The following is a 20,729-nucleotide window of genomic DNA, read 5'->3' as shown; positions in this document are numbered from 1 at the left end:
GGTGTGGTCTCCGCGGGGGCGGGTGGTTTGTCGAGGGTGGGGGCGCTCATCGGGACACCTCCGCGCTCTCCATGGCGAGGACGCCCGCGGAGCCGGGTGTCCAGCGGGGGCGGTCGTTGCGGGCGTAGATGTTGTCGATCTGGTAGAGGAAGACGAAGGGCGCCTCCTGGCGCATCAGCCGTTGCAGGTCGGAGAAGGCCCGTTCGCGTTCGGCGGGGTCCTCGGAGAGTTCCTCGAGGTCGATGAGGCGGTCGGCCTCCGCGGAGTGCCAGCGGCTCTGGCGTCGGTCGCTGCGCACGTTGGACTGGACGATGCTCGCGCCGTCCATCGTCCAGACGGTGCTCGCCGCGAGGTAGACCGGGCCGAGCGCTCCGCGGTTGTCGGAGGTGAGCCGTGCCGAGTAGGTGCCGGGGTCGAGGAGGTTCACGCGTGCGTCCACCCCCGCCTTGGCCAGTAGTCCGGACAGGGCCTCGGCGACGTTGGCGTCGACGTTGGAGGCGGTGATCGTCGTGGCGAAGCCGCGCGGGTGCCCGGCGTCGGCGAGGAGGGCGCGCGCGGTCTCGACGGACCGCTCGAAGGGCCTGACGGTGGGGTCGAAGCCGAAGGCGCCGCGCGGGACGAGGGCGGGTGTCTCGGTCGCCTTGCCGCCGAGCACCGCTTTGATCAGCAGGGGTACGTCGATCGCGTGGTTGAGGGCTTGGCGGACCCGGCGGTCCTGGAGCGGGCCGTGTTCCAGGGTGTTGAGGGAGAGGTAGGCGGTGCGGATCCCGGTGTGGCCGTCCAGCGAGACGCCGCCGTAGCCCTCCAACTGCTGGGCGGCGTCCGGGGTGAGTCCGGCGACGAGGTCGACGCCTCCGCTCTGCAGGGCGGCAAGGGAGGAGGAGGCGTTCGGCGCGGGGCTGAAGACGAGGCCGTCGACGGCGGGCCGTCCGTTCCAGTGGCCGGCGTGGGCGCGCATGCGCAGTTCGTGGTCGCGCTGCCAGCTGACGTAGGTGAAGGGGCCGGTGCCGACGGGGTGGTCGGCGAACCCGGCGTCGCCCACCTCGGCCAGGTGGCGGGGCGGCACCACCACGCCGCCGAAGAGGGAGAGCTTCGCGGGCAGGATCGGGTCGTGCACGGTGGTGTGGAAGTCCACGGTGAGGCGGTCGACCACGGTGACACCCTTGACGAAGCGCAGTTCGACGATCGGGGACTTGGTGGCGGGGTCGAGCAGCCGCTCGATGCTGAAGGCGACGGCCCGCGCGTCGCACACCTCACCGTTGTGGAAGGTCACGCCGGGTCGGAGGGTGAAGCGCCAGGTGCGCGCGTCGGTGGCCTTCCAGGAGAGGGCGAGCCTGGGGCGCAGCCGGTTGTCCCGGCCCCGGGTGGTGAGCGTGTCGAACATGTTGATCAGGACGTTCATCGACACCATGTCGCCCTGCTTCTGCGGGTCCAGCGTCTTGGGATCCCCCGGCTGGGAGACCCGCAGGACGTTGCCGGCCCGGTCCGCGGCGGCCGTCGTGCCGCACGCGGTCAGGAGCGCCGGGGCGCCGAGGGCTCCGAGGAGCAGACCGCCGGTCCGCAGGACGTGACGTCGGGTGGGACGGCTGCGGTCCATCGTGCGCCCCTGATGAATTCGTTCCATTGAACAACACCTCCGTTCCGTCAGATGGAATGCGGTTGGGTTAAGCTAAGCGACATGGTGAAAGCGGTCAACACCCGGTCGGTCGATCAGGAACTCGTGAAGGGCCCCGTCGACAAGGCGATGGAGGTCCTCGACGCGCTCGTGCAGCCCGGCGGTCCCCACCGGTTGGGCGAGATCGCGCGCCGCACGGGACTGACCAAGCCCACCGTCCACCGGCACCTGCGGACGATGGCGGAGTACGGCTTCGCGGAGGCGGCGGAGAACGGCAGCTACCGCCCGGGCCCACGCCTGCTGGGCCTGGCCGCGGCGGCCCTGAACGACAGCCGCGTCCTCGAACTCACCCGGCCCGTCCTCGCCGACCTGCGGCGGCGCACCGGACACGTGGCGTTCTACGCGGCGCGGCACGCGACCGACGCGGTGTACCTGGAGGGGTCCGAGCCGGCCCGGGAGTACCGGATGAGCACGGCGCCCGGCCGGCGCTCCCCGCTGTACGCGTGCGGCGTGGGGCTCGCCATGCTCTCGGCCCTGCCTCCGGAGGAGGTCGACGCCGTGCTGGACGTACGCGGCCTGGAGGCCCGCACGCCCAGCACGCCCACCGAGCCCGCCGCCGTCCGGGCGGTGCTGGCGCGCGCCGCGCTGTGCGGGTACGCCGTGGACGACGAGTACGACGAGCCGGACGTGCGCTCGGTGGCGGCCCCCGTCCTGGACGCGGAGGGCAGGACCGTGGGCGCGATCGGCATCCTGGGCCTGACCTTCACCCTGGACCCCGACAGCGTGGAGGTGTTCGGGCCGATGGTGCGGGCCGCGGCGCGCGCGGTGTCGGCCGGGCTCGGCGCGCGCACGCCGGTCCTCGGCGTGGTGGACGACGCCTCGCGGGGTGAGCGGTCGTGAGCACCCTGGCCGAACTGCTCGCCGAGGGCCGGGAACGACGGGTGTTCTCGGGGGCCGCCTGGTCCGTGGGCGACCCGGAGGGCCCGCTGGACCGCGGCTGGACCGGCACCCGGTCCTGGGACGGGCCGCCGCTGGACGGCGACGACCTGTGGGACCTCGCGTCGGTGACGAAACCGATCGCGGGGCTCGCGGTCATGGCCCTGACCGAACGCGGTGCGCTGGGGCTCGACGCGACGGTGGGCACGTATCTGCCCGACTACCGAGGGGGCGACAAGGCAGACCTGACGGTACGTCAACTTCTGGCGCACACCTCGGGGATCCCCGGTCAGGTGCCGCTCTACCGCGACCATCCCACCCGTGCGTCCCTGCTGGAGGCGGTACGGCTGCTGCCGCTGACCGCGGAGCCCGGCACCCGGGTCCAGTACTCCTCGCAGGGCTTCATCGTCCTGGGTCTGATCGCCGAGGCGGCGACGGGCCGGCCGCTGGACGCGCTGGTGGAGGAGTTGGTGTGCGCGCCGGCCGGGATGCGGGACACCGTGTTCCGGCCGGACGCCGGGCGGCGGGCGCGGGCGGTCGCCACCGAGGACTGCCCCTGGCGCGGGCGCACCGTGGTGGGCGAGGTCCACGACGAGAACGCGGTGGTGCTCGGCGGCGTCGGCGGCCACGCGGGCCTGTTCTCCACCCTGGCGGACATGGAACGTCTCGGCACCGCACTGGCCGACGGTGGCCGGGGGCTCCTGCGCCCCGACACGTTCGCCGTCATGACGGCGGGCCACACCGACCACTTGGCGCTGCGCCGCGCTCTCGCCTGGCAGGGCCGCGATCCCGTCGGCTCCCCCGCCGGAGACGTGTTCGGACCCGCCTCGTACGGCCACACGGGCTTCACCGGCACCAGCCTCTGGGTCGACCCGGACACGGGGCGCTATGCCCTGCTGCTCACCAACCGGGTGCACCCCACCAGGGCCGGGGACGGGATCGTCGCCCTGCGCCGGGTGTTCCACGACGCGGCCGCCGGACTGCCCCGCGATGGCGCGAGGCCGGCCCCACCGTGTGGAATGGCCGGATGAACCCTGCCGAGCCCGAGCCGAAGCCGCACCCCGGACACGCACCCGCGCCCGGCGCCGAACGCCCCGAACGCGCGCGCCCCGCCTCGCACAGCCTCACCGGAGTCGGCCTCGCCGTCCTCGACCCCACCGGACGGGTCCTGCTCGGCCTCGGCCATGACGGACGCTGGGAACTGCCCGGCGGCAAGGTGGACCCCGGCGAGGACTTCGAGACGACCGCCGCCCGGGAACTGGCGGAGGAGACCGCACTCACGGTCGCCGCCCAGGACGTCCGGGCCCTGGCCGTGTTCGTCGACGGCCTGGCCGGACTGACCCGGGTGACGGCGGCGGCCGTCACCGAGCGGGCCTCGGGCACGCCCCGGGTCACCGAGCCCGACAAGATCGAACGCTGGGAGTGGTTCGCCCGGGACGCGGTCCCGTCCGCCCTGTTCGCCCCGTCCGCCTCGGTCCTGGACTGCCTGTGGCCCGAGGCGGAACACCGGGGCGTCGCCGGGGTGCGCCACTACGCGCTGGCCGGCTCCCCGTCCGCCCGGAGCGTCGTGAACGGCAGCACCAGCCGGGACGGGTGCGCGGCGTCGCGGTAGATCTTGTGGGTGGCGGGGCGGCCCACCGGCAGGTGGAAGGCGTCCGGCGGCAGTAGCGCGTTGTGCTCGTCGGCCAGGGGTTCGTCGTTGGACAGCTCCACGACCAGCTTGCGGCCCGGCAGGACCGTCGCCGCGAAGGGGTGGATCCGCAGCACGTACTCCTCGATCCTCCCCGGCTCCACCGGCACCGCGCGGGCTGTGTGCGGGTGGCGCGGGTCGCTGTGTCCATGCCCCGGCGGCCACCCATGCGCCACGGCCGGTGCCCGCCGCGTCCCCTCCCCACCGAGCCGCGCGACTTCGCGGCATCCCGCCCCGCGCATTGACATGCACGCGCCCCGGCGCAACGCTGAGAGCGCTCTCAGAATCGGTACGGACCAATTCCCCCACACCCGCACGGAGGTGGAGAGTGCTCTCAAGACTCGGACGCCGTCTGCTCGCCGTGGCCACGGCAGCGGGCCTGGCCGGCACCCTGCTCACGTTCGGCGCCTCGGCACCCGCGGACGCCGCGGTGCCCGCCACCATCCCCCTGAAGATCACCAACAACTCCAGCCGCGGCGAAGCCGTGCACATCTACAACCTCGGCACCTCGCTGACGACCGGTCAGCAGGGCTGGGCCGATGCCAACGGCTCCTTCCACGCCTGGCCCGCCGGCGGCAATCCGCCCACCCCCGCACCGGACGCGTCCATCCCAGGACCGGCCGCCGGACAGACCAAGACGATCCGGATCCCCAAGCTGTCGGGGCGCATCTACTTCTCGTACGGCCAGAAGCTCGACTTCCGGCTGACCACGGGCGGTCTGGTGCAGCCGGCGGTGCAGAACCCGAGCGACCCGAACCGCAACATCCTCTTCAACTGGTCCGAGTACACGCTCAACGACGCCGGGCTGTGGCTCAACAGCACCCAGGTCGACATGTTCTCCGCGCCCTACACGGTCGGCGTGCAGCGCGGCGACGGGAGTGTGACCAGTGCCGGGAAGCTCGAGGCCGGCGGCTACAACGCGGTGTTCAACGCGCTGCGGGCGCAGCCCGGCTGGGGCGGACTGATCCAGACCCGGCCCGACGGCACCGTGCTGCGGGCGCTGTCGCCGCTGTACGGGCTGGAGACCGGGGCGCTGCCCGCGTCGGTGCTGAACGACTACATCAACCGGGTCTGGCAGAAGTACGCGACGAGCACGCTCACCGTCACGCCGTTCGGGAACCAGCCGAACACCAAGTACTTCGGGCGGGTCTCGGGCAACGTCATGAACTTCACCAACGGCTCGGGCGCCGTCGTCACGAGCTTCCAGAAGCCGGACGCCTCCAGCGTCTTCGGCTGCCACCGGCTCCTGGACGCCCCCAACGACCTGGTGCGCGGGCCGATCTCGCGCACGCTGTGCGCCGGGTTCAACCGTTCGACGCTGCTGAGCAACCCCAACCAGCCCGACCCGTCGGCGGCGAACTTCTACAAAGACTCCGTCACCAACCACTACGCCCGGATCATCCACGACCGGATGGCGGACGGGAAGGCGTACGCCTTCGCCTTCGACGACGTCGGCAACCACGAGTCGCTGGTGCACGACGGAAATCCGGTCCAGGCCCAGCTCACCCTCGACCCGCTCGGCTGACCGCCACCCGAACCCGGACCGAACCGCCCCCGTCCTCCGCTCGCGCGGCAGGGCGGGGGCGGCATGCGGTCAGGCGCCGGGCAGGACGCCGGTGCGGGCGACCTCGGAGTACCAGCGGGCGCTCGCCTTCGGGATGCGGGTGCCGGTCGGGTAGTCGACGTAGACCGCACCGAAGCGCTTGCTGTAGCCGTGCGCCCACTCGAAGTTGTCCAGCAGCGACCAGAGGAAGTAGCCGCGGACGTCCGCGCCGTCCAGGATGGCCTGGTGGACGGCGGCGAGGTGGCCCCGCACGTAGGCGATCCGGGCGGGGTCGTTGACCTGGCCGGCGGGGTCGGCGTAGTCGTCGAACGCGGCGCCGTTCTCGGTGATGACCAGAGGCAGTGCCGGGAAGTCGGCGGCCAGCCGGCGCAGCAGGTCGTACAGTCCGGTGGGGTCGACGGCCCAGCCCATCGCGGTCCGGTCGCCGGGCGGCTGGTGGAAGGCGACCCGGTCGGCTCCCGGCCAGGGGCTGTGGGAGCTGTTGCCGTGCCCGTCGGAGCTGTGGGTGCCGCTGCCGTCGGTCTCGGAGACGACGGTGGGCGTGTAGTAGTTGACGCCGAGGAAGTCCAGCGGCTGATGGATCCGCCGCAGGTCCCCGTCCTGGACGAAGGACCAGTCGGTCAGCCCGGCGGTGTCCTTGAGCAGGTCCTCGGGGTAGGCGCCCTGCAGCATGGGACCGGTGAAGACCCGGTTGGCGAGGGCGTCGATCCGGCGGACCGCGTCGGCGTCCCCCTCGGTGCCGGTGAGCGGGCGGACGTGGTGGATGTTGAGGGTGACCGAGCACCGGGCGTCGGCGCGGAGGCGGTCGCGCAGCGCCTGGACGGCCAGACCGTGCCCCAGGTTGAGGTGGTGGGCGGCGCGCAGGGCGGCCACGGGATCGGTGCGGCCGGGGGCGTGCACGCCGGAGCCGTAGCCGAGGAAGGCGCTGCACCAGGGTTCGTTGAGGGTGGTCCAGGTCTTCACCCGGTCGCCGAGGGCGTCCGCGGCGAGCGCGGCGTACTCGGCGAACCGCTCGACGGTGGCACGCTCGGGCCAGCCGCCCGCGTCCTCCAGTTCCTGCGGCAGGTCCCAGTGGTAGAGGGTGGCGACGGGCTCGATGCCCTTGTCCAGGAGGTCGTCGACGAGTCGCCGGTAGAAGTCCAGGCCCTTCTGCACGGCCGGACCGCGCCCGGTGGGCTGGATCCGGGGCCAGGCGAGGGAGAACCGGTAGGCGCCCAGGCCGAGTTCGGCCATCAGGGCGACGTCCTCGGCGCTGCGGTGGTAGTGGTCGGTGGCGACGTCACCGGTGTCGCCGTTGCGGACGCGGCCGGGGGTACGGGCGTAGGTGTCCCAGATGGACGGCGTGCGGCCGTCCTCCGCGGCGGCCCCCTCGACCTGGTAGGAGGCGGTGGCGGAACCCCAGAGGAAGCCCTTGGGGAAGGTACGGGAGGCGTCCGGGCCGGAACCGGTCTGGTGTGCTGCGGTGACCACGTAAGTCCTTTCTAGGTGGGGGTGTTCGCGGGGCGGCGGGTCAGCCCTTGACCGCGCCCGCCATGATGCCGCTGACGATCTGACGGCCGAAGACGATGAACATGACCAGCAGCGGCAGCGTGCCGAGCAGCGCGCCCGCCATGATCAGCGACTGGTCGCGGACGTAGCCGGCGCTGAGCTGGGTGAGCGCGACGGGCACCGTCGGGTTGGTCATGTCGAGGACCACGAACGGCCAGAAGAAGTCGTTCCACGCGTGCACGAACGTGATCATGAACAGGACCGCCATCGCGGGCCGGGCGACCGGCAGCACGATGCTCCAGAAGATCCGCAGCGAGTGCGCCCCGTCCACGCGTCCGGCCTCGACGAGTTCGTCCGGCAGCGCCTCCGAGAGGTACTGCCGCATGAAGAAGACGCCGACCGCGCTGACCAGGGTGGGGAAGATGACGGCGGGCAGCTGCTGCGACCAGCCGAGCTCGGCCATCATCATGAACAGCGGTACGACGCCGAGCTGCGGCGGCACCAGCATGGTGCCGATCACCAGCATCAGCAGGGCGTTGCGCCCCTTGAACCGCAGTTTGGCGAAGGCGAACCCGGCGAGCGTCGCGAACATGACCGTGGAAAGGGCGATCACCCCGGCCACGATCAGGCTGTTGACCATCGCCTTGCCCATCGCCGCCTCGTCCCAGGCGCGGGCGAGGTTGCTGAACAGGTTCGGGCCGGGCAGGAACGGCGGCGGCGTCTGGCTGACCCGCGTGTTGTCGGTGGAGGCGGCGACCATCGTCCAGTACAGCGGGAAGATCGACAGCACCGCCATGACGGCGAGCAGGACGTAGGCGAGGGGCCCGGCGTGATGCTGGCGGCCCGCCCGCTGGCGCAGCAGCCGGCGCCCGCCGGGGCGGCCCGTCCGGGCGGCGGGGGTGCGGTCCGGGCTGTCCGTCCGGGCCGGGAGGCTCTGTGTGGTCATGGCGACTCCAGGTCAGGACGTACGGGAGCGCAGGCGCTTGGTCAGGCGCTGCACGACGAAGACGAGGACGAGCAGCAGGAACATCGCCCAGGCGACGGTCGCCGAGCGGCCCATCTGGTAGTTCTTCCAGCCCTCCTCGTACAGCAGGAGGCCCAGCGTCTGGTACTGGTTGTCCGCGCCGCCGGTGACCCCGTTGGGCCCCTGCCCGAAGATGAGCGGCTCACCGAACAGCTGGGTGGCGCCGATCGTGGAGAGCACGATGGTGAAGACGATGGTGGAGCGGATCCCGGGCACGGTGACGTGGGTGAACTGCTGCCAGCGCGAGGCCCCGTCGAGCGAGGCCGCCTCGTACCGGTCGGCGGGGATGGCCTGCATGGCGGCCAGGTAGAGCAGCGCGTTGTAGCCGGTCCAGCGCCAGATCACGATGGTGGAGATCGCGACCTGGGCGGGCCACTTGTCGGCCTCCCAGTCCACCGGGTCGATGCCGACCGAGCCCAGCGCCCAGTTGATCATGCCGAAGTCGCGCTCGAAGATCATGGTGAAGACGAGGGCGGCCGCCGCGACCGAGGTGGCGTAGGGGACGAGCGAGGCGACCCGGAAGAACAGCGAGGCGCGCATGCGGTAGTTGAGCAGATGCGCCATGCCGAGCGCCATGAGCAGCTGCGGCACCGTGGAGATCACGCCGATGGTGATGGTGTTCTGGAGCGCGTTCCAGAACCTGGAATCGCCCCACAGCTCCACGTAGTTGTCGAACGCCACCCACTCCATCACGTCGAGGGTGGCGAGTTCCACGTCGTGCAGCGAGATCCACGAGGTGTAGATCAGCGGATAGAAGCTGAACGCGGCGAAGATCACGAAGAACGGCGCGACGAAGACGTACGGGGCGCCCTTGATGTCCAGCCGGTGCAGGAGCGCGCCGCGCCGCGCCGGGGCCTTGGTGGTGGAGGTGGCCACCGGGATTCCTTCCTGAGTTCGGATGTGTGCGACCGTGCGCCGGGCCCGCCGGAGTGACGCGGGCGGGCCCGGACGGCCGCGGGGCGGGGCGGAAGGTCAGCCGACCGCCTTCTCGATGCGCTCCGCGGTGGTCTTCCACGCCTCGTCACGGGCGGTGCCCTGCTGCTCGATCAGGGTGAGGCCCTGGGAGAAGGTGTCCTTGATCGTGCCGTCCTTGCGGCCCAGGACCTGCTTGTCCGGGATCTCCTGGGCGGCGGCACCGAAGATCCGGCCGATCGGGGCGCCGCTGAAGTACTCGGACTCGGCGTTCTTCACGTCGACGCTCTCCAGCGCCGTGCGCGAGGACGGGATGTTGCCGATCTCCTTGAAGATGTGGGCCTGCTGCTCCGGCGCGGTCAGCCAGGCGACGAGCTTCTTCGCCTCCTCCTTCACCGGGCTCTGCTCGACCACGCCGAGGAAGGACCCGCCCCAGTTCGCGCCCTTGGGGGCCTTGGCCACGTCCCACTTGCCCTTGTTCGCCGCGCCGGCCTTCTCGCTGATGTGGCTCAGCATCCACGCCGGGCAGACCGCCGTGGCGAACGTGCCGTTGGCCAGACCGGGGTCCCAACCCGGCTGGAACTGACGGAGCTTGGCCGTCAGCCCGTCCTCCGCCGCATCGGCGGCCAGGCCCCACGCCTCCTTGACGGCCGGGTTCGTGTCGTAGATCAGCTCGCCCTTGTCGTCGTAGTACTGCTCGGGGTAGCCGTAGACCATGGCGTTGAACAGGCCGCTGGCCGCGTCCATGTACGCGACGCCGTCGTCCTTGAAGCCCTTCTTGAAGTCGCGGCCGACCTCGACGTACTTCGTCCAGTCGCCCTCCCACAGCTTGGCGACCTCCTCGCGATCGGTGGGCAGGCCCGCCTGCTCGAAGTAGTCCTTGCGGTAGCAGACGGCCATCGGGCCGATGTCCGTGCCCAGCCCCAGCACCTTGCCGTCCCCGGTGCTGATCTGGGACTCCTTCCACGGCAGGAAGTGCTCGGTGCCCGAAGTGCCGGAGAAGTCCGCGAACTTGTCCGCCTGGGTCTCGGTGATCTCCTTGGCCCGGCCGATCTCGATGCCCTGGATGTCCTTCAGCCCCTTGCCGGCGGCGAGCCTGGTCTGGAGGGCGGTGTAGTACGTCTGCTCGTCGCCGGCGATCTCGGCCTTGATGTCGACGTCCGGATTCTCCTTCTCGTACTGCTCCAGGAGGCCCGTCTCCTTGATGCCCATCACCCCGTACAGGCCCATGGTGATGACGGTCTTGCCGTCCTTCTCACCGCCACCGGTGACCGAGTCGTCGCCGCTGCTGCATCCGACGACGAGTGCCAGCGCGCCGGCGGCCGCGGCCGCCGCCACCGCCTTCCCGCGCAACGAACCGAGAGTGCCCATGGATCTCCTCCTAGCGACGGCTCAGACAAGGTGGGAACGTACCCAAATTTTGTTGGGCACGTTCCCACCGGCGCATCGAAGACTCGTGGGAGCGCGCCCATATGTCAATGACTTGAAAGCAACTCGCTCTCCGTCCCGGTCCGGTAACGGGCCTCTCGGCCGCAGGGGGGTGCGCCGACGGCGACCGGGTCTGCAAGAATTGCCGCAGGTCACCTCCGCGGCCGGCACGTCCGCCGCGGCCGCCGAGGGGGGAGAGCATGACCGGCAACCGCCGTCCCACGATCAAAACGGTCGCCGCCCGCGCCGGCGTGGGCCGCACCACCGTCTCCCGCGTCGTCAACGGCTCGGAGCTGGTCAGTGCCGACGCCCGCGCCAGGGTCCTCGCGGCGATCAAGGAACTGAACTACGTTCCCAACTCGGTGGCCCGCGGGCTCGTCACCAACCGCACCGACGCCGTGGCCCTGGTGATCCCGGAGTCCGAGAGCAGACTCGGCTCGGAGCCGTTCTTCGCCGCGCTGATCCGCGGCGTCAGCGGGGCCCTCGCCGAGAGCCGGACCCAGCTCCAGCTGATGCTCGTCCGCGACCAGGCGGAGCGGGACCAGCTGACCGAGTCGGTCGCGGCCCGCCGGGTCGACGGCGTCCTCCTGGTCTCGGTGCACTCCGAGGACCGGCTCCCCGGCATGCTGGAGGAGATGGGCCTGCCCACCGTCCTGGCCGGCCGCCGCGACGCCGGCGAGCGGCTGAGCTACGTGAACGCGGACAACGCCGGCGGGGCCGCCGCGGCGGTACGGCACCTGCTGAGCGGCGGACGGGAGCGGATCGCGACCATCACCGGGCCGCTGGACATGGACGTCGGCCGCAGCCGGCTCGCGGGCTGGCGGGACGCGCACCTGGAGGCGGGGGCGCCCGCCGCGGAAGCCCTGGTGGAGGCGGGCGACTTCACCGAGGAGGGCGGGGCGCGCGCGATGCGTTTGCTTCTTGAACGCGCTCCCGGCCTGGACGCCGTCTTCGCGGCCTCGGACCTCATGGCGGTCGGCGCCCTGGCCGAACTCCGCCGGCACAGGCGGCGGGTGCCCGGCGATGTCGCCGTGGTCGGATTCGAGGACTCCGTCCTCGCCCGGCACACGGACCCACCGCTCACGACGGTGCGCCAGCCGGTGGAGGAGCTGGGGCGGACCATGGCCCGCATCCTCACCGGCATCACCCGGCACGGCGCGCCACGGCAGCAGTTGACGCTTCCGACGGAGCTGGTGGTGCGCGAGTCGTCCTGACCTGGTGCGCGAGTCGTCCTAACCTCGGCCGCGGGTCATCGACATCAGCAGTTCGTGGGTCCCGGCGTCCGCGGCGACCACGAGCCCGCGGCCCGCTTCACCGATCGGGGCGCCGTCGATCCCGGTGACGGTGCAGCCGGCGGCGCGGCACAGGGCGATGCCCGCCGCGAAGTGCACGCTCCGGGAGAGATCGCCGCCATCGGTGACGTAGGCGGCGCGCCTGCCCGCCGCGACCCAGGCCAGCGCCAGGGTCGAGGAGACGACGCGCGGCCGGAAGCGGCCGACGAACTCGGGGTGGGCCAGCAGATCCACGGCCCGGAACCCCGGCGCGCTCGGAAACGGCGGATCCAGGTTGACGTCCACCAGCCGGCTCGCGGACGTGGGCGTCAGCGGTGCGTCGTCGGCCCCGTCGCGCCGCACCAGGGCGGTCTCCCCGTCGGTGAAGAAGACCTCGCCGCTGAACGGGTCGGCCACCGCTGCCGCCCCGTCGCGCAGGGCCACGTTGACGGCCACCAGCATGGTGCCGACGGCGTAGTTCAGCGTGCCGCACAGGGGGTCCACCAGCCACTGGCGCACCGCGTCGGCGCCGCCCCGCAGCCCGCCTTCCTCTCCGAGCACCGCGTCGCCGGGCCGTCGGGCACGGATCACGCCGAGGATCGCCTTCTCGGCCTCCACGTCGGCTTCGGTGGCGAAGTCTCCGGCGCCCTTGTCGATGCGGTTGAGGCGTCGGCCGTACAGGTTGCGGACCACGTACGCGCCGGCCCGCGCCCCCGCTGTCGCGACGGCGGCATCGTCGGATCCTTCGTATGAGTCGATCACGTCGCGCAGACTATCGGGGCGGGCCGCGACGGCACCGCGCGCCGAGTGGCGTCGGCTGGGGCGCGCGCTGCTGCGGGATGTCTCGCCCTCGGGCCGGTTCTCCGGACCCTCAGCCGGCCGGGGTGCACGCTTCGGCGATCGACAGGCTGTTCTCGTAGAGGTGGTGCCGGGTGATCCGGCCGTCCTCGACGGTCAGGCGCAGGGCGAACGGGCCCTCGAAGCTCCGTCCCGTCGCGCGTACCGTCCCCGACACATGGCCCATCAGCACGGCGTCCGCGCCGTCGACGAGGAAGGTGTCGACCGAGGCCCGCGCGTCCTCGGGCACGGTGTGTTCCATCAACTCGGTGAACTGCGCCGCACATTCCGCACCCGTGGAGCGGGGCCGGATCCAGGGGACGGCGGGGTTCTCGGCGAGCCGCCAGTCGACCTCGTCGGCGAACAGCTCGATCAGCCGCCCGGTGTCCCCCGCCACGCGCGCGGCCAGGAACTCGCTCACGACGCTCCGGGTGGCCTCGGTGACCTGCTCCCCCGCGCCTGCGGTGTGCTTGACGGACATCGTGTTCTCCTCGCGGCGGTGTTCCGGACCGGCGGGGTTCCCGCCGACGTGTCCGATCCTGCCGGGCGGGACGGGGGCGGTCGATTACCTCTCGGGTAACGGCACTGGGCCAGTCGGCCTACGGGGTGCGTTTCCCCCTGGGCCGCCGTTCGTTGGGGCGGACATGATCAAGAAACTCGTCTGTGTCTCCGTCCTGGCCGCCGCTGTCCTGGTGTCGGCCCCCGCCGCCGTGGCCGCCCCCGCACCGGACCCGTCCGCCGGGGTGCCCGGCGCTCCGCTCCTGAGCGGTCTCCTCGGAACGCTGGAGGTGGGGCACCCGGCCACCTCACCGCGTTCGCTGCTGCCCGCGGGCATCCTCGGCGGGTGACGTCCCGGCCGGAAGGGCCGCGAATGCGCGCGTTCGCCGCCCTTCCGCCGCGATTGAGCGGTTCGGCCTCGCGCTCCACCGGCCGACCCCGGCGGCGCCGGACGTCGGCAGGGTTCCCGTAACCGTGCTCCGCCCGCCTCCGGGGAGTCATCCGACGCGGGAGGTTGCAGTGAAGCATGCGAGCCCCCGCGGCCACCGATGCCCGACACACCCATCGTCATCCACGGCGCGGAGCCATGCCGCTCCGCGGAATCCGGTGACCCGGGCAACCCACGAAAGCGGCACACGACGATGTACGACCAGACACGCGCACAGCAGCCGTCGGACCAGCCCCCGCGCCGTCCCGAGCACCACTCCACGGCACCGGACGCGCTCGTGCCGCCGGACGAGCGGGACGCGGTCCTGGCCCGCCTCCGCGTGGCGATCAACAGCTTCGCCGAGACGCCCCGCGAAGCGCTGGAGGAGGCGGAGGGGGCCTACGACGAGGCCGTCGCCCGCCTCGCGGAGGCGCTGGCGGAGCGGCGCCGGGTCCTGCACGACAGCTGGCAGGACCGGGACCCCGGCACGGCTCCGGAGGAACTCCGGGTCGCGCTGAGGCAGTACCGGGAGATCACCCAGAGACTGCTGCGCACGTAGCGCAAACGGCCCGACGGTCAGGCGAACTGCTGGAGGACGAGGACCACGGCACCCGCGACCGCGAGTGCCGTGGCCGCCGCGCGGGTGCGCCGGACGTTCAGCCGCCGGGTCAGCGGCCCCGCCAGCAGTACCCCGGCCACGGCGGCGGGGGTGAGCAGGGCGGTGCCGCGCAGCGCGTGTGCGCCGACCGCGCCGGCCGCCGTCAGCGCGGCGAGGCTCATCAGGGAACCGGCGAGGAAGAACGCGCTCATCGTGGCGCGCAGTTCCGCTCCGCCGAGCCGCTGCCACACCATCGCCATGGGCGGCCCGCCGATGGAGGTCGCCGTGCCCATCAGGCCCGAGGCCATCCCGGCGAGGACCACCGAGGAGCGTCGTTGCCGCGGCACGTAGCCCGCCACGCTCACCGTGGCGCCGGCGAGGACCACCGCGGCGACGAGCAGGGCCAGGTGGCGGGCGGGGAGGACCATCACGAGCAGGGCGCCGGCCAGGACACCGGGCAGCCGGCCGGCCAGTGCCCAGCCGCAGCCGCGCAGGTCGGCCCGGCCGCGCTCGCGCACGAGCACCGCGGCGGTGACTCCGGTGGCGAGCAGCAGGACCGCCGTGGGGGCGAGCGCCGGGTCCACGAGGGCGAAGACCGGTGCGGCGATCATGCCGAGGCCGAAGCCGACCGAGACCTGGAGCAGGGCGCCGAGCCCCACCGTGACCGAGAGCAGGGCGAACTCCGGGCCGGTCAGGCCCACGTCGTCGCCGCCTCCAGGGGGAAGTGGCACAGGGCCGTGTGGGGTTCGCCCCCGTCGGCCGTGCCCCGGGCCACGACGGGTGGGGCCTCGGTCGCGCACCGGTCCTCGGCCCGCCCGCACCGGGTGCGGAAGCGGCAGCCGGAGGGGATGTCGAAGGGCGAGGGGATCTCGCCCTGGAGCTGGATCTCCCGGCGGCGGGCGTCGCGGCCGGGGTCGAGGACGGGTGCCGCCGACATCAGCGCGGCCGTGTAGGGGTGCTGGGGGTTCTCGAAGACGTCGTCCGTGTCCCCGTGTTCGACGACCTTGCCCAGGTACATCACCGACACCCGGTCGGAGATGTAGCGCACCACGGAGAGGTCGTGGGAGATGAACACGTAGGTGACGCCGAGGCGGGTCCGCAGGTCGGACAGTACGTTCAGGACCTGCGCCTGCACCGACAGGTCGAGCGCGGAGACGGGTTCGTCGCACACGATGAGGTCGGGGTCCAGGGCCAGCGCGCGTGCGATGCCGATGCGCTGACGCTGTCCCCCGGAGAACTCGTTGGGATAGCGGTGCGCGTCGCTCGGCCGCAGTCCGACCAGGGAGAGCAGTTCGCGGATCCGCCGCTCGCGGGCCTTGGCGTCCGGCACGACGTCCCGGTGGGTGCGCCAGGGTTCGCCGATCAGGTCGGCCGCCGACATGCGCGCGTTGAGGGAGGCGAACGGGTCCTGGAAGACCATCTGCACCCGGCGCCGCCAGGCCAGCAGTTCCCTGCCGCGCAGGGCGAAGGGGTCGGTGCCGTCGAACCGTACGGTGCCCGCGTCCGGACGCTCCAGTCCGAGCAGCACCCTGGCCAGGGTGGACTTGCCGCACCCCGACTCGCCGACGAGTCCGAGGGTCTGGCCCCGGCCGACCCGTACGTCCACCCCGTCCAGGGCGGTCAGCCGGCGCCGTCCGCTGCCGAAGGTCTTGGTGACCCCTCGTACCTCCAGCAGCGGCGCGTCCTCCTGCGGGCCGGGCCCGGGGGCGGCGGTGGTGGCGCGGGAGTCAGGCACGGTCGAGCTCCTCGGAGAAGTGGCAGGCGGCCGCACGGCCTTCGCCGGACGGGCGCAGGGACGGCCGTTCCCGGACGCAGCGCTCCCGTACCAGCGGGCAGCGGGCCTGGAAGACGCAGCCGGAGGGCACCGCGCTCAGCTCGGGCGGGCTGCCGGGGACGGCGGGCAACGGGCGTCCCCGCACACTGTCCTCGGGCACCGAGTCGAGCAGGCCCCTCGTGTAGGGGTGGCGGGGTGCGGAGAAGACGTCGCGCACGGGTCCGTTCTCCACGACCGTGCCCGCGTACATCACGACCACGTCGTCGGCGCGCTGGGCGACCACGGCGAGGTCGTGGGTGATCAGGACGACGGCCATGTCCCGTTCGTCCTGGAGGTCGCGCAGCAGCCGCATGATCTGGGCCTGCACGGTCACGTCGAGGGCCGTGGTGGGTTCGTCGGCGATGAGCACGTCGGGCGCGAGGGCGACGGCCATCGCGATGAGCAGCCGCTGCCGCATGCCGCCGGAGAACTGGTGGGGGTAGGACCGGGCCCGCTCCCTCGGTTCGGGGATGCCCACCCGGGTCATCAGCTCGATCGCCTTCTCCCGCGCCTGGCGGCGGGAGAGTTTCTGGTGGATGCGGAAGGGTTCGCCGATCTGACGACCCACGGGCTGTACCGGATTGAGGGCGGTGAGGGCGTCCTGGAAGACGATGGAGAGGACGGGGCCGGCCAGCCTGCGGCGTTCCGCGGGGCTCATCCGGAGCGTGTCGTCGCCCCGGACGCGTACGGCGCCGCCGGTCACCTCCGCCGCCGGGTCCAGCAGTCCGACGACGGAGAGGGCGGTCATGGACTTGCCGCAGCCGGACTCGCCCAGCAGGGCCAGGGTGCGGCCGCGGTGGACGCTGAAGCTGACCCCGTCGACGGCCCGTACGGTTCCCGTGGGCGTGGTCAGGTCCACGCACAGGTCCTCGACGTCGAGGGCGGGGGTACGGGTGCCGGTCGGTGCGGCACTGGCGGTGGTCGTCACGGGATCATCTCCGGCGGTACGGGGGCCTGGACGGGGCGGCGCTTCCTGGGCAGCGTCAGCCGCCAGCGCTGGGCCGGGTCGGTGGCGATGCGGGCCCAGGCGGCGAGCACCGTCGCGGAGACGGTCGTCAGGACGATGGCGAGGCCGGGCAGCACGGTGATCCACCAGGCGGTCTGGAGGTACTGCCGGCCCTGGGCCACCATGAGGCCCCAACTGACGTCCGGGGGCTGGATCCCGATGCCGAGGAAACTCAGCGACGACTCCGTGAGCATCACGAAGCAGAAGTCGAGCGTGGCCACGGTCAGCAGCGTGGGCAGGGCGATCGGCAGGACGTGCCGGTAGATGATCAGGTGGCTGGGGGTGCCGAAGGTCCGGGCGGCGTCGACGAACAGCCGGCTGCGCAGTTCCGCCGCCTCCGCCCGCGCGGTGCGCAGGTACACCGGGATGCGGGTCACGGCCAGGATCAGCACGAGGTTGAGCGCGCTGGGCGAGAAGACGTACAGCACCACCACCGCGATCAGCAGGGAGGGGAAGCTGAGGATCACGTCGGCGACCCGCATGGCGACGCTCTCGCGGCGCCCGCCGTGGTAGCCGGCCCACAGTCCGAGGGCGGAGCCGATCGCGAGGGAGCACAGGACCGCGGGGACGGCGACGGACAGGGTGGTCGCCGCGGCCTCGATCAGCCGGGCCACCATGCTGCGGCCGAGGACGTCGGTGCCGAGCAGCCCGTACACGCCGTCGCTCAGGGACGGTGGCCGCAGTGAGGCGTCGAGGTCCTGACGCTGGGCGCGGTCGCCGATGAGCAGCCGGCCGAAGAGGGCCACGAGGGCGACCAGGGTGAGGACGACGGCGCCGACGGCCGCGGCCCGGTCCCGGCCCAGCATCCGCCAGCGGCTGGGGCGGTGGTCGCGGGCCGGGGGTGTCTCGTCGGTGACGCCCGAGGCGTCGGTCTCTGCCTGGGTCATGGTGCTTCCTTCGCTCACGCCGGCACCGCCTGACGCACTCGGGGGTCGGTCAGCGCGTGGCAGACGTCGACGAGGATGTTCAGCACGAAGATCGTCACGGCGGTCATCAGCACGGCCGCCTGGAGGACCGCGAAGTCGCGCTGGAGGATGGAGTCGATCATGAGCTTGCCGATTCCGGGCCAGCCGAAGATCGTCTCGACGACGACCGCGCCGTTGACCAGGCCCACCGCCAGGTCGCCGGCCACGGTCAGGACCGGCGTCACGGCGTTGCGCAGGGCGTGGCCGAAGACGACGCGCCGGGGGGTGGCGCCCTTGCCCCGGGCGATCTTGACGTAGGGCGCGGACAGTGCGGTGACCATGCTGCCGCGGACCACCTGGACCAGGACGCCGAAGGGGCGGATGAGCAGGGTCGCGATGGGCAGCACCCAGATCTCGGGGCCGCCGAGCGTGCCGGAGGTCGGGAGCAGGCCGAGGCTCACGCCGAAGACCAGGACGCCCATGATGGCGAACCAGAAGTCGGGGATGCTGGCGGCCGTCATGGACAGCAGGCTGGCGATCCTGTCGATCAGGGAGTTGGGGCGGTAGGCCGCGAGGCTACCGACCAGGACGGCTCCGGTGAGGGCCAGCAGCATGGTGACGCCGGCGAGTTGCAGGGTGACGGGGAAGGCGTCGAGCACCATCGAGCCGGCCGGCTGCCCCGTCCGCAGGGAGGTGCCGAAGTCGAAGTGGGCGGCGTCCACGAGGTAGTTCCACAGCTGCGTGGGGATGGACAGGTCGAAGCCCTGCGCGGCGGAGAACTCCGCGCGCTGCTCGGGGGTGGCGCTCAGGGGGAGGTAGAGGTCGACGGGGTTGCCGGTCATCCGGGCCAGGAAGAACACGCCGAGGACGACGCAGACCAGGGGGACGGCGCTGGAGAGGATGCGTTTGCGCAGGAACGGGATCATGTCAGTGCTTCGCCCCCTCGGCCGGGTGGACCTCGGCCAGCCGCAGTTCGTCTCCGGTGGCGGAGTCGGGTCGGTAGCGGATCGACCGGGACAGGCCGAGCAGGCCGCTCATGTGGGCGAGATGGGCGTACTGGACGACGCTCTCGTTCTGCTCGGCGAGCAGGCCGGCGAAGGCCTTCTGCCGTGCGCCGCCGGACAGGGCGCCCGCGTCGGCGACGCGTTCGTCCAGCGCCTCGGTGCCGAACGTGGACTGAGGGCCGTCGGCGAGCAGGTACTGGCTGGTGGTGAAGCCCGCGTCACCGGCCTGGTTGCCGTGCATGATCAGCAGGGCGATGGGGCCGACGTCCTCGGGCAGCGGGCGGAGCTGGTACTGGAGGTGGGTTGCGGTGTCGGCCATGCGCACCTTCACGTTCAGCCCGATCTGCTGCATCTGGTACTGGAGGGCCTCGGCCGTCTCCGACACCCCTGAGAACATGCCGTTGCGGGCGACCAGGGTGATCCGGCGGCCGGTGGGCACTCCGTCGGCCGCCGCCTCGCGGACCAGGGCGCGGGCCTCGGTGACGTTCTGCCGGGTCGGTTCGATCGCGTCGTTGTGACCCACCACGCCGGGCGGCACGAGTTGGCCGGCCGGTTCGGCGAGTCCGCCGAGGAGCGCGTCGACGATGCCCTCGCGGTCCACGGCCAGGTCGATGGCCCGGCGCACCCGGATGTCGTCGAGCGGGGCCTCGCGGCCGTCCAGCCGCAGCGCGGTCGTCTCGTTGTTGGGGTAGGCGGCCGTCGTGTCCTTCTCCGCCTCCATCGGGTCGAGTGCGACGGCGATCTCCGCCTCGCCCTTGTCGATCATGGCGGCGCGGACACTGGCGTCGCTGCGCCAGACGTAGCGGGCCCGTGCGAAGGCGGGGGCCTCGCCCCAGTAGCGGTCGTTGCGGTCGAGGGAGATGGCCGCCCCGGGCTTCCAGGACGTCACCGCGTAGGGGCCGGTGCCGACCGGGACGCGGACCTTGGCCTTCGGGTCGGTCGTGCGGGGCACCACCTCCACGAAGCTGAGGCGCAGCGGGAGGATCGGGTCCGGCCGTTCGGTGGTGACGGTCAGTCTGCTGTCGTTCACCGCGTCCACTTCGAGGTCGTCGTCGCCGAAGACGTAGCCCTCGACGTTGCAGGCGAGGTCGGAGTTGACCGCCCGGTCGATGGAGAAGGCGGCGTCCTCGGCGGTGAAGGGCGCGCCGTTCTGGAAGGTCACCCCGGAGCGGATGTCGAAGGTCCAGGTGCGGGGGGCGGTCTGCTTCCAGCCGGTCGCCAGCAGGGGGTTCAGCTCACCGGAGGTGGGGTCCCGCTCCACCAGCGGTTCGGTGATGTTGGACCGGACCACCACGCCGGTGCCGGTCAGTGATGCCTCGCAGGGTTCCAGGGTCGGCGGTTCCTGGGTGAGCACCACCCGCAGGGTGCGGCCGTCGGCGCGGCCGGTGTCGCCGCCCGCGCTGCCTGCCACGGCGCACCCGCTGGACAGGAGCACGACGCCGGCCAGCAGCATCGCGCTCTTCGTGCGGGGCCGCCTCGGTGCGGGGCGCCGGGTGGATGAAACGGAGGACTTCATCGTCGCGTGTCTCCGGGGAAGTGCTGATGTGTCACGTTCCGAACTCGGGGGTGTGGGGCGGACCTCCATGACTGTCTACACTTGCGTACTCGGTCTGCATCTGTGAACGCGAAGCTAAACCGGTGCCGAGGCAGCGTCAAGACATGCGGAGGATCGGACATCCTCCGAGCGGCCCGCGTCCCGGCACCCCACCCGAC

At 72.3% G+C, this 20,729-nt stretch carries 21 protein-coding genes; 7 read left to right on the top strand and 14 right to left on the bottom strand.

The window, feature by feature from the left end:
- Positions 1-46: 46 nt before the first annotated feature.
- On the bottom strand, positions 47-1,624 hold the full coding sequence (locus tag DMH12_RS26655; protein WP_185832552.1) for an ABC transporter substrate-binding protein: 1,578 nt from the start codon (positions 1,622-1,624) through the stop codon (positions 47-49).
- 54 nt (positions 1,625-1,678) lie between these two features.
- Here DMH12_RS26655 and DMH12_RS26650 point away from each other — a divergent pair, with 54 nt between their 5' ends.
- Genes DMH12_RS26650 through DMH12_RS26640 form a run of 3 tightly spaced genes read left to right on the top strand, consistent with a single transcriptional unit; the run spans position 1,679 to position 4,163 of the window.
- Positions 1,679-2,515, top strand: coding sequence for an IclR family transcriptional regulator (locus DMH12_RS26650; protein WP_125493997.1), 837 nt, complete (start codon positions 1,679-1,681; stop codon positions 2,513-2,515).
- Positions 2,512-3,582 (top strand): serine hydrolase, encoded by a 1,071-nt coding sequence (locus DMH12_RS26645; protein WP_125493996.1) that lies wholly within the window; start codon positions 2,512-2,514, stop codon positions 3,580-3,582. The genes DMH12_RS26650 and DMH12_RS26645 overlap by 4 nt, the downstream gene beginning before the upstream one ends.
- Complete coding sequence (locus DMH12_RS26640) at positions 3,579-4,163, top strand: NUDIX hydrolase (protein WP_125493995.1); 585 nt, start codon at positions 3,579-3,581, stop codon at positions 4,161-4,163. The genes DMH12_RS26645 and DMH12_RS26640 overlap by 4 nt, the downstream gene beginning before the upstream one ends.
- On the opposite strand, the gene DMH12_RS26635 is transcribed toward DMH12_RS26640, so the two are convergent.
- Positions 4,082-4,351, bottom strand: a complete 270-nt coding sequence (locus tag DMH12_RS26635) for a hypothetical protein (RefSeq protein ID WP_260474354.1) — start codon at positions 4,349-4,351, stop codon at positions 4,082-4,084. The genes DMH12_RS26640 and DMH12_RS26635 overlap by 82 nt on opposite strands.
- A 218-nt stretch (positions 4,352-4,569) precedes the next feature.
- On the opposite strand from DMH12_RS26635, the gene DMH12_RS26630 reads away from it, so the two are divergent.
- Positions 4,570-5,766 (top strand): glycoside hydrolase family 64 protein, encoded by a 1,197-nt coding sequence (locus DMH12_RS26630; protein ID WP_125493994.1) that lies wholly within the window; start codon positions 4,570-4,572, stop codon positions 5,764-5,766.
- 69 nt (positions 5,767-5,835) lie between these two features.
- On the opposite strand, the gene DMH12_RS26625 is transcribed toward DMH12_RS26630, so the two are convergent.
- The 4 genes from DMH12_RS26625 to DMH12_RS26610 all read right to left on the bottom strand — a co-directional run bounded on the left by DMH12_RS26625 (position 5,836) and on the right by DMH12_RS26610 (position 10,600).
- The gene (locus tag DMH12_RS26625; RefSeq protein ID WP_125493993.1) at positions 5,836-7,275 is read right to left on the bottom strand and encodes a GH1 family beta-glucosidase; all 1,440 of its coding nucleotides are present in this window, start codon (positions 7,273-7,275) and stop codon (positions 5,836-5,838) included.
- A 40-nt stretch (positions 7,276-7,315) separates the two neighbouring features.
- Entirely contained in the window at positions 7,316-8,239 is a 924-nt protein-coding gene (locus DMH12_RS26620; protein ID WP_125493992.1) for a carbohydrate ABC transporter permease, read from the bottom strand.
- Between the two features lie 12 nt (positions 8,240-8,251).
- A complete protein-coding gene (locus DMH12_RS26615) occupies positions 8,252-9,193 on the bottom strand; it encodes a carbohydrate ABC transporter permease (RefSeq protein WP_260474353.1) in 942 nt (313 codons plus the stop codon).
- Positions 9,194-9,289: 96 nt separating this feature from the next.
- Positions 9,290-10,600 (bottom strand): ABC transporter substrate-binding protein, encoded by a 1,311-nt coding sequence (locus DMH12_RS26610; RefSeq protein ID WP_125493990.1) that lies wholly within the window; start codon positions 10,598-10,600, stop codon positions 9,290-9,292.
- A 257-nt stretch (positions 10,601-10,857) separates the two neighbouring features.
- Between DMH12_RS26610 and DMH12_RS26605 the strand changes: the two genes are divergently transcribed.
- A complete protein-coding gene (locus DMH12_RS26605; RefSeq protein ID WP_125493989.1) occupies positions 10,858-11,871 on the top strand; it encodes a LacI family DNA-binding transcriptional regulator in 1,014 nt (337 codons plus the stop codon).
- Between the two features lie 18 nt (positions 11,872-11,889).
- On the opposite strand, the gene DMH12_RS26600 is transcribed toward DMH12_RS26605, so the two are convergent.
- On the bottom strand, positions 11,890-12,690 hold the full coding sequence (locus tag DMH12_RS26600; RefSeq protein WP_125493988.1) for an inositol monophosphatase family protein: 801 nt from the start codon (positions 12,688-12,690) through the stop codon (positions 11,890-11,892).
- Positions 12,691-12,799: 109 nt separating this feature from the next.
- Positions 12,800-13,246 (bottom strand): nuclear transport factor 2 family protein, encoded by a 447-nt coding sequence (locus DMH12_RS26595; protein WP_125493987.1) that lies wholly within the window; start codon positions 13,244-13,246, stop codon positions 12,800-12,802.
- 163 nt (positions 13,247-13,409) lie between these two features.
- Here DMH12_RS26595 and DMH12_RS26590 point away from each other — a divergent pair, with 163 nt between their 5' ends.
- Both DMH12_RS26590 and DMH12_RS26585 read left to right on the top strand, forming a co-directional pair.
- Complete coding sequence (locus DMH12_RS26590; protein WP_125493986.1) at positions 13,410-13,613, top strand: hypothetical protein; 204 nt, start codon at positions 13,410-13,412, stop codon at positions 13,611-13,613.
- Between the two features lie 291 nt (positions 13,614-13,904).
- On the top strand, positions 13,905-14,249 hold the full coding sequence (locus DMH12_RS26585) for a hypothetical protein (protein WP_125493985.1): 345 nt from the start codon (positions 13,905-13,907) through the stop codon (positions 14,247-14,249).
- A gap of 17 nt (positions 14,250-14,266) precedes the next feature.
- Here DMH12_RS26585 and DMH12_RS26580 read toward each other — a convergent pair whose 3' ends face one another.
- Genes DMH12_RS26580 through DMH12_RS26555 form a run of 6 tightly spaced genes read right to left on the bottom strand, consistent with a single transcriptional unit; the run spans position 14,267 to position 20,469 of the window.
- Entirely contained in the window at positions 14,267-14,989 is a 723-nt protein-coding gene (locus DMH12_RS26580) for a sulfite exporter TauE/SafE family protein (protein ID WP_125493984.1), read from the bottom strand.
- Complete coding sequence (locus DMH12_RS26575; protein WP_125493983.1) at positions 14,980-16,023, bottom strand: ABC transporter ATP-binding protein; 1,044 nt, start codon at positions 16,021-16,023, stop codon at positions 14,980-14,982. Before DMH12_RS26575 ends, DMH12_RS26580 begins: the two co-directional genes overlap by 10 nt.
- On the bottom strand, positions 16,016-17,029 hold the full coding sequence (locus tag DMH12_RS26570; RefSeq protein WP_125493982.1) for an ABC transporter ATP-binding protein: 1,014 nt from the start codon (positions 17,027-17,029) through the stop codon (positions 16,016-16,018). The genes DMH12_RS26575 and DMH12_RS26570 overlap by 8 nt, the downstream gene beginning before the upstream one ends.
- A complete protein-coding gene (locus tag DMH12_RS26565; protein ID WP_185832551.1) occupies positions 17,026-17,994 on the bottom strand; it encodes an ABC transporter permease in 969 nt (322 codons plus the stop codon). Before DMH12_RS26565 ends, DMH12_RS26570 begins: the two co-directional genes overlap by 4 nt.
- Before the next feature lie 14 nt (positions 17,995-18,008).
- Entirely contained in the window at positions 18,009-18,938 is a 930-nt protein-coding gene (locus DMH12_RS26560; RefSeq protein ID WP_125493981.1) for an ABC transporter permease, read from the bottom strand.
- A 1-nt stretch (position 18,939) separates the two neighbouring features.
- Positions 18,940-20,469, bottom strand: coding sequence for an ABC transporter substrate-binding protein (locus DMH12_RS26555; RefSeq protein ID WP_260474352.1), 1,530 nt, complete (start codon positions 20,467-20,469; stop codon positions 18,940-18,942).
- Positions 20,470-20,729: the final 260 nt, after the last annotated feature.

It is taken from the genome of Streptomyces sp. WAC 04229 (genome assembly GCF_003947455.1).
Classification (GTDB): Bacteria; Actinomycetota; Actinomycetes; order Streptomycetales; family Streptomycetaceae; genus Streptomyces.
This window is presented reverse-complemented; position numbering and strand designations above follow the sequence as displayed.